Source organism: uncultured Dialister sp. (assembly GCF_900538805.1).
Classification (GTDB): domain Bacteria; phylum Bacillota; class Negativicutes; order Veillonellales; family Dialisteraceae; genus Dialister.
In genome coordinates, this window is the sequence record NZ_UPZP01000109.1 from 1 (window position 1) to 7085 (window position 7085).

5 protein-coding genes are annotated in these 7085 nt (G+C 53.1%); 1 reads left to right on the top strand and 4 read right to left on the bottom strand.

Annotated elements, in window-relative coordinates; genetic code table 11:
* Window positions 1-171 precede the first annotated feature (171 nt).
* From QZQ29_RS08285 to QZQ29_RS08300, 4 genes are all read right to left on the bottom strand, one after another.
* A complete protein-coding gene (locus tag QZQ29_RS08285; RefSeq protein WP_296962248.1) occupies window positions 172-693 on the bottom strand; it encodes a hypothetical protein in 522 nt (173 codons plus the stop codon).
* A gap of 52 nt (window positions 694-745) precedes the next feature.
* Complete coding sequence (locus tag QZQ29_RS08290; protein ID WP_296962250.1) at window positions 746-2053, bottom strand: FtsW/RodA/SpoVE family cell cycle protein; 1308 nt, start codon at window positions 2051-2053, stop codon at window positions 746-748.
* The gene (trmB, locus tag QZQ29_RS08295; protein WP_296962252.1) at window positions 2026-2676 is read right to left on the bottom strand and encodes a tRNA (guanosine(46)-N7)-methyltransferase TrmB; all 651 of its coding nucleotides are present in this window, start codon (window positions 2674-2676) and stop codon (window positions 2026-2028) included. The genes QZQ29_RS08290 and trmB overlap by 28 nt, the downstream gene beginning before the upstream one ends.
* 556 nt (window positions 2677-3232) lie before the next feature.
* Entirely contained in the window at window positions 3233-5329 is a 2097-nt protein-coding gene (locus QZQ29_RS08300; RefSeq protein ID WP_296962254.1) for a sulfatase-like hydrolase/transferase, read from the bottom strand.
* Between the two features lie 749 nt (window positions 5330-6078).
* Here QZQ29_RS08300 and QZQ29_RS08305 point away from each other — a divergent pair.
* Window positions 6079-6930 carry a LysR family transcriptional regulator gene (locus QZQ29_RS08305; RefSeq protein ID WP_296962256.1) on the top strand — a complete coding sequence of 284 codons (852 nt, stop codon included), beginning with the start codon at window positions 6079-6081 and terminating at the stop codon, window positions 6928-6930.
* Window positions 6931-7085: the final 155 nt, after the last annotated feature.

A 7085-nucleotide genomic window follows, 5' to 3' on the forward strand; every position in this document is an offset into this window, starting at 1 on the left:
GACGCGAATAGCGAGCTATTTAAGGAGCCTCATGACGAAGCAGTGCATAAAAATTCTTATAAAAGCAAACTCTATGATTTAATCAGTGCTTCCCCAGCTTAATACAAACGGTTTGATCCAAACTGGCGGTAAAGGCGCCCCGCCCTTTGAGCCCTTTGAACCGACCCGTTTTCAGCGGGCTGAATCTTTTTGAACCCGCAGCCTTCTCCCCCTGTCCATGGCACCAAGGAGGGTATCTTCCTTTCCTGCTGCATACAGCATGAGGCCTTTGTAAATGGATAGAAGGAAGGGGGCCCCTTCTTTGGGAAGGGCGTCGTCCGAAATGGGCGGAAAGGCCCAGCCCATGGTATGGAGGAAGGCGGAGTGGAATTCTTCTTTTTGGAAGAAGGAGAATACATTTCCTTCCGCAAGGCTTATGCCATAGGGGGTGCCGCCATAGAGGGAAAGACCTTTTTTCCCAGCCCTCCCTGCGGAAAAGGCGAAGCGGCCTGCTTTTTCCGGAGTATCCCAAAAAGCAAGAATGGCCGGTTCTTTCATCCTTTGGATTTCCATTTCATTGATTTCCTCTGCCAGGGAGAAGGATACATCCACCCCATCTTTGGAAAGCACTTGGGCCGCTTTCCGCAGCAGGACGAAGGGAGCCGATTCTTCCTTGAAGAAGGCGCAGACCTTCAGTGACATATTTCTTTTCATTCTTATCATTCCTTACAAAAAGAGACATCCCGAAAGATGTCTCTTTTTTTCGTTAAGACCGGGAACCGTAAACGGAGCCAGACAGTTCTCCGAAGGAAAGAGGGCGGCCTTCCATGGCGGCAATCCGTTTCCTCCGTTCCTGTTCATCGTATTCACGGAGGCTCTGGGTGGCGGTGCCCCAGATAAGGCCCAGGGCAGCCATGTTCATGAGGAGGGAGGTGCCGCCGAAGGAGATGAAGGGCAGCGGTATGCCGGTGACCGGGAACCAGCCGATAACCATGGCCATATTCACCAGCCCCTGCACCGAAATAAGGAGGGTAAGTCCGTACACCAGAAGGGCGGGATAGGTCTCCTTCAGTTTCCTTCCCACCGACAGTCCGTAAAGCATGAAGGCCAGGTAAAGGCAGAGGAGAGCCGCCGAGCCTACAAAACCATATTCCTGGCTGAACACGGCGTAGGCAAAGTCGGTGTACTGTTCCGGCAGGTAGAGGAATTTGGAGAACCCTTCCCCCATGCCCTGTCCCAGAACACCGCCGGAGCCTACGGCAATGAGGCTCTGCATGGTCTGGTAGCCCATGCCCTGGGCATAGTCTTCCGGATGAAGAAGCACCACCAGACGGGCCATGCGGTAGGGCGCCACAATAGCAAGGCCGATGAAGAGGATAAAGGAAATCCCCAAAGACAGCAGGATTTCCAGAAGGGGTATACCGGCTATGATATAGAGAAGTCCCGGGAAAATAAGAATCATGCCGGCGGTACCCATATCCGGCTGCTTCAGCACCAGCACAGCCATGATGAGGGGCATGTAGAAAGGCGTGAAATAGTGAAGGAGGCCGGAGAAGGTGGCGCTTTTTTTCTTTCGAAGAGACGGGATGAAAAGCCCTGCCAGCGGCATGAGGAGATGGCCGAAGATGGACATGCCCATGTGGTCATCCACCTTTCTGGCCAGATGGGAGGCCGCCCAGATAAGGCCGGTGACTTTAGCGATTTCCGAAGGCTGCAGGGAGAAGGGTCCAAGGGAAATCCAGCGGGTGGCGCCGTTTACCGTGCGGCCTGCCACCATGACAAGAAGGAGCAGACCGATGGTGACAAGGCACCACAGGAAAGCCCCTTTCTTGATGATATGGTAATTCACCCGGGACAGGATGAATGCAAAGAAGACGCTCACCGCCAGGAAGACCAGATGCCTCAGAATATGGCTGTAGGGATTGGCGCCGGACTCCATATTCATATAATAGGTGGAGCTGTATACATTGAAAGCCCCCAGGATAATCAGTATGCCTGCCACGATGAACATTTTCTGCAATGCCCGGGGCGCATACTTCATATCAATCAGGGACGTCTCGCTACGAGACGACATACCGGATTCCCCTTTCTGGAGAACTTTTCCTCATACTCCGTTTCCACATCCCCTTCCACCGGAGCGGTGTGAAGGTCATAGGTCACATGGGAAAGTTCCCAGCCCATCGCTTTAAATTCTTCAATGGAAAAGTCAAAAAGGTCCTTATTGTCGGTTTTGAAGCGGATTTCTCCGCCCTCCTTCAGGATAAGGGCATACCGTTTCAGGAAATCCCTGTAGGTGAGGCGCCGCTTGGCGTGGCGCTTCTTCGGCCAGGGATCACTGAAATTAAGATAAATCACATCCACTTCCCCTTCGCCGAAGATATTCAGGATTTCACTGACATCTCCCAGGATAAGGCGTACATTGGTGAGGGGCGGGTCCTTCTCCGCCGTCTTTTTCGCAGCGTAGTAAATGACCCCTTCCTGCACCTCCATGCCGATATAATTCACATCGGGATGGAGGGCGGCCATGCCGGAAATAAACTGCCCCTTTCCGGTGCCGAACTCCACATGGAGCTCATTTTCCGGATGGGGAAATACGTTCCGCCACTCCCCCTTCCGGTCGGTCGGTTCCTCCAGGTACAAAATGTCTGTATATTCTTTGATTGCGTCATCAATCCACGGTTTCCTGCGAAGCCTCATAGATGCCAAATCCTCCTTGGGAAATATATCATGGTTTTATATATAGTATCACAGCATTCTCCGTTTGTCACAGAGGGGAGTTGCGCCCTTTGGGCGCAAGGGGTGCGGCTGTCGCCGCAGGTTGTGTAGAAGGGTTGTGAAAAAAGGTTCTTAAGATTGACCGGCCCGCTGGCCGGAGGGTTCTTAGGTTTGACGGGCCTTTGGCCCGAGGGTTGTGGTATCGCCGCCTTTGGCGGCGATGCTTATAAAGTCAGCGTTACGGGACTGGTATTTGTGTCACCAACGTCGCAGGGCAAAGAGCCAGAGCTCCCCTTCCAAGGAAGGGGCTATATACTGCCGCGAAGCGGCCACCAAAACCCTCGCGGCCGAAGGCCGTGTCAAACCTTAGAACCCTGGGGGCAGGGGCCCCGTCAATCTTTAGAACCCTCACACCCACAGGGCGTGTCCAAAAGAGCAGCCACCAAAACCCTCAGCCGCCAAAGGCGGCTGTCAAACTTACGCCACCTTGGGCCCGACGGGCCCATCAACCCTCACGCCTGCAGGGCGTGTCAACCCTTTATTCCCCCTGGCTGGTGCCGGAGTTTTCCACTTCCGGCATGGGCTGGGCGGAGATGTCCACCTTTTTGAAGGTGCTCCAGTCGAAGTTTCTATTTCCTTTTGCCCGGGCCCGGTCTGCGATCTGCTGATTCCACAGGTCGTCCATGTAGGCCTGGTCACTTCCCAGCTGTTCCACGTCATTTCTAATCATCACATTGCCGTACATGGTCATCAGGGTGGTGACGTCCTTGTCGAAGCGGGAAGAGAAAATATCGGCGGTGGGATCGTAGTGGGCGGCGGTGAGGCCCATCATGCCCATGAAGGTATCATAGAGCATATCATTGGAGAAGGGCATATTTCTTCTTTCCATCATGGTTCTCACTTCCAGAGGATGGGAAGCCCTGTAAGCATCGGATGTATAAATCCAGAAGGGAATGTGGACCATGGTGTAATCGAACTGGTCCGCATTGTGTCCCGGTCTTTCCGTCACCTGTTCCCCGTGATCGGAGAAATAGAGCACACTGTCCGCGTGGAGCCAGTTGGTGGCTTCGTTCATAATATTTTCCATGACGTAGTCATTGAAGAGAACGGAATTATCGTACTCATCATTCATGATTTCCGCGGTGCTCCTTGTTTTCCCCGGATTTTCAGGCCAGTGGTAGAATTCCGACGGATACCGGTCCCAGTAGCTTACGTGGCTGCCCATGAGATGCACCACCACCAGCTGGCGGCGGTTATTGGGGTCCACCTTGCGAAGGTAGGGAATGAGGGCGGTATCGTAATCCTTGGTCACCACGTCGGTGCCGACGTAGGAATTGATCCAATACTGGTCATCGCAGGCGGAACCGATGGCACCGATAGGCGTATCCCACACGCCGAAGCGGGACTGGTTGGAAATCCAGGTGGTCCGGAAACCTGCTTCCCTTGCCAGGTCGATGATGGAGTAAGCCTCTGCCAGGTTCATGTCATTATACTGATTCTTTTCCGTCAGCGCCTCCGTCAGCACCTGCACCGTCTGGGTGTAGCAGGAATAGCCGTGGTTGAAGAACACATAGTGCGGGTCCGCCGCCGCCATGGACTGGAAGGGGGTGGTGGCCCTCGAATAGCCGTACACATTCATGTGGTCCCGAGTGAGGGATTCACCGATGACAAGTACATACACCCCGTCCGGCGCCGCCTTCAGCCGGCGCACGATATTCTTGTCCGCAATATGCATATGACGCCTTGCATCCACCATCTTCTGGAAATCAGAAAAACTATGCAGGGTCTCATAGGTTTCATAATACACATGGGCCAGCCGGGTGCCGCCGATGGAAAGGGCACAGAGTCCCACATTCACAAAGAAAAGGAGGAGCATGCCAAACCAGGTCTTCCTTGACACCTGTTCACGGTTGAAACTGAACCGGCTTGCCTTGAAAATGAGCCATCCCAGGATGAGAAGAGCCGCCACACCGGCCGCGATTTCCGCATAGGGAATATTCACTTCGATATATTCTTTGGTCTCCGCCAGATTCGTCTGGGCCAGGGCCAGGAGCATATTAATAGAAATCAGGGAATGGGTAATAAAATAATAGCCAATGTAGGTAAACTGCACCAGAATATAGAGGATAATCAGCACCACGCAGGCAATGCGGGCAATCATCCGCGCCTTTCCCGGAAGAATCCAGGCCGCCGACAGACAGGACACGAAGAGATAGAGCGGCGTGGAAAGTTCGCCGGACACATCGGACATGTCCAGAAGCACCTCTGTCTCCGACGCCAGATAAGGCACGATAAGGGACAAAAGCCAGAGAAAGGCAATGGTTATCCAAAGATGGACAGCCGCTTTTTTCAGATGATGACGGATGAAATAGGCCGTCACAAAACCGACCTGCAGGAAAAGGAGGAATACCTTCACCTGGGAAAAGGGCTCGTAGCCGCCGGGCGCTCCAAAATACCAGGACAGGAAAAAGGCAAGGCAGAAGGGCACCAACGTGGCAATGGCCCACCACCGCTTCCAGTGTCCGGGACTTTCCTTCTTGAGAGGAGAAGAAATATGGCTCTCCCGATAATCTTTCTTCATATGTTCTTTCGTCTTCCGCGTCTCCCTTTCGGAACCGTTCTTTTTATGATTCATGGATTTTACACCTTTTATAAATAAGATAAATCTTTTACAAAATGAAACAGTCATAACTGATTTATTGTATCACAGAACGGCAGGTAAAGGTAGACGGGGAAGGAAAGGTTCGTATGGGAAGGTTCTTAAGATTGACCGGCCCGTCGGGCCGGAGGGTTCTCAGGTTTGACGCAGCCTGCGGCTGCGAGGGTTGTGGTGGCGCCCAGGGGGCCGCTTTGCGGCCCGGGTTCAAAGGGTTCAGAGGGTTCTGCCCGCTTACAGCGGGCGGGTTCAAAGGGTGGTGGTATCGCCCTGCGGGCGATGAAGTATGAAGTCAGCGTTACGGGATTTCCTTCCCACCGAACGCTGTCATTCTGACCTCGGGCGAAGAATCCTGGTACATGTAGATAGTGACACTTACTAGTCCACTAGTCCACTAGTTCACCAGCTCACTAGTTCACTAAAGAATCCCGGTGGGCGGGAAGGGCCTGCCAGAAGCAGCTGACCCCTTCCGGCTCGCTCCGCTCGCCACCTTCCCCTGAGGCAGGGGGAGGCAAGGGACGTTACGGGCTTCGCCTTTATATCTCCAGTGGTGTATGACACAGGACAAAAGGAGCTGGCAGTGACCCAGGCAGCTTACTAGCTCACTAGCACACTAGTCCACTAGTTTCTCAGCCCTTTCTCCCGGTTCCTTTCTGAAGGAGCCAGCGTTACGTGCATTTCTCTCCGCCATGATATAATACATAGGAACGTTACACCGGGAGGGCCCTATGGATATCAACAAGCTTTACTATTTCTTTGCGGCGGCGGAGTCGGATAGTTTTACCAGGGCCGCAGAGCACTGCCATATTGCACAGACCACCATGAGCAAGTACATTGCCCAGCTGGAGGAGGAAACGGGATGTACCCTGTTTCTCCGTTCCAAGAGCGGACTGACACTCACGGAGGAAGGAAAGCGGTTCTATGAGGGCATGAAGGAAATAGACCGAAAGTACCGCGCCCTCCTTTCTTCCCTTGCGCCGCAGAAGGCCTTCTGCCATTTGGGACTGGCGTCACAGGAGTTCAAGGGACTCGATTTCCTTCCTGCCTTCCAGAAAGCCTTTCCGGAAATCAGCCTGTCCTGCCACCTGGCGCCGGTGCCGGAGCTGGAAAATGGGCTGGAGGCGGGAACCCTGGATGGCATCATCGCTCCGGATGCCATTATCTTTCCAAAGCGTTTTGCCACCATCCCCCTCATGCCTGTCCCCCAGTGCCTTGTTTGTTCAGAGGCCCATGCCCAATCCCTGAAGGACATCCCCCACATCCTTTCTGCCCTTCCTTTCCTCACGAAGGCGGACAATCCATCCTATGTGGATTCGTGCCGAAGGAAATTTCAGACGGTGTACCACGTTTCCTTTGGAATGAGCGAGACCGTCCCCACCTTTACGGAACAGCTTCTCCGCCTGTCCCTGGGCCATGGTTTCTCCATCCTTCCCTACACCCCCGGCAGCATCGGAAACGGTCTTTACCTGTTTCCCCTTCCTCCCACCTTTGAAGAATGGACCTGCCTGGTGTACAGACCTTCCCATGGTTCGCCGGCCCTTCAGCGTTTGATTTCTTTCTTCCATGAAAAAAAGTGCTGAATGAAAGACTTTTCTTCCTTTTACTTTCCAAAAGACACATGATATTCTTTTGAAATAAGAATATTGTGTCTTTTTTATGGAAGCGCTGATTAAATCGTTATCGGATTTCATTCTTGTATTTTTATTCAATGCAAGGAATCAGTCGACGCGAATAG

What these genes read in the sequence shown, in the direction of transcription:
- QZQ29_RS08285 (WP_296962248.1), bottom strand. Translation starts at nt 693, where the DNA reads ATGAAAAGAAATATGTCACTGAAGGTCTGCGCCTTCTTCAAGGAAGAA.
- QZQ29_RS08290 (WP_296962250.1), bottom strand. Translation starts at nt 2,053, where the DNA reads ATGTCGTCTCGTAGCGAGACGTCCCTGATTGATATGAAGTATGCGCCC.
- trmB (WP_296962252.1), bottom strand. Translation starts at nt 2,676, where the DNA reads ATGAGGCTTCGCAGGAAACCGTGGATTGATGACGCAATCAAAGAATAT.
- QZQ29_RS08300 (WP_296962254.1), bottom strand. Translation starts at nt 5,329, where the DNA reads ATGAATCATAAAAAGAACGGTTCCGAAAGGGAGACGCGGAAGACGAAA.
- QZQ29_RS08305 (WP_296962256.1), top strand. Translation starts at nt 6,079, where the DNA reads ATGGATATCAACAAGCTTTACTATTTCTTTGCGGCGGCGGAGTCGGAT.